The organism is Nocardioides sp. NPDC023903 (assembly GCF_040639295.1).
Taxonomy (GTDB): Bacteria; Actinomycetota; Actinomycetes; order Propionibacteriales; family Nocardioidaceae; genus Nocardioides.
In genome coordinates this window covers 1-1,080 of the sequence record NZ_JBEZZS010000112.1, presented here as the reverse complement: position 1 = coordinate 1,080, position 1,080 = coordinate 1, and the positions used below count along the sequence as shown (strand labels likewise).

Annotated in this window: 2 protein-coding genes; one reads left to right on the top strand and one right to left on the bottom strand. The window is 69.6% G+C overall.

Features of this window, described 5'->3' with window-relative positions; genetic code table 11:
* On the bottom strand, positions 1 to 830 hold an 830-nt coding region (locus tag AB0F44_RS30325; RefSeq protein WP_357361097.1), incomplete at its 3' end, for a DNA polymerase IV.
* A gap of 35 nt (positions 831 to 865) precedes the next feature.
* Between AB0F44_RS30325 and AB0F44_RS30320 the strand changes: the two genes are divergently transcribed.
* Positions 866 to 1,080, top strand: a 215-nt coding sequence (locus AB0F44_RS30320) for a PaaI family thioesterase (RefSeq protein WP_357361095.1), incomplete at its 3' end; no start/stop codon positions are given.

Genomic DNA, 1,080 nt, shown 5'->3' with positions numbered 1-1,080 from the left:
GGGATTCTCGGGGTGGTCGAGAGTTCGGTGTCGCCTTTGCCGTGGCCCAGGACCCACAGGTAGGGGCCGGTGCTCGGGCCGAATGCGGCGGCCAGGCGGGCGCGGTCGGCGGCCATGAGGTCGGCGACCGTGGTGATGTCGAGGTCGGCGAGGCGTTCGGCGATGCGGGCGCCGACGCCCCAGAGCGCATCGGTGGGGCGGTGGCCCATGAGTTCGGTCCAGTTGGCGGCGGTGAGTTCGAAGATGCCGGTGGCGGCGCCGGGGTCGTGCTCGGGTTCGGCGGAGGTCTTGCCGGTGGACTTCGCGAAACCGGTGGCGAGCTTGGCGGTGAGCTTGTTGTCGCCGATGCCGACCGCACACGTGAGGCCGAGTTCGATGATGGCGGAACGGATCTCGGCGGCCAGTTGCCACGGATCGCCGTCGGTGGCCACGAAGGCCTCGTCCATCCCCCACACCTCGACCGCGCCGGCGACCCGGCCCAGCGTGGCCATGATCTCCTCGGAGGCCACCTCGTAGGCGGCCATGTCGACCGGCAGGAAAACACCCTCCGGGCACTTGCGCTGCGCCATTCGCAACGCCATCCCCGCCCGCACCCCATAGGCCCTCGCGGGGTAAGAAGCGCAGGTCACAACCTTGCGGGGCTGTGCGGGGTCGCCCTCGCCGCCGACGATGACCGGTCGGCCGCGCAGCTCAGGGCGACGCCGGAATTCCACCGCCGCCTGGAATTGGTCGAGATCGACATGCAGGAGCCACCGGGGCACTGTTCCGTCATACCCCATGGCACCGGGAATCCGGCGTAACCGGGCGTGGCAATATCCGTAGCGCGCCAACCGATCACGACTGAGCTCGAAGAACGGAACACCCGATGCCGACCGAAGCCACCACCCTCGACCTCGACCTGGCGCGCCAGGTACTCGCCGCGCAGCCGTTCGCCCGTCTGGTCGGCACCGAGCTCACCGAATTCGGTGATGGCGCGGCCACTCTCGTCATCGACATCCAGCCCGAGCACGGCCAGCAGTTCGGCTTCGTGCACGGGGGAGTCCTCGCCTACGCCGCCGACAACGCCCTCACCTTCGCCGC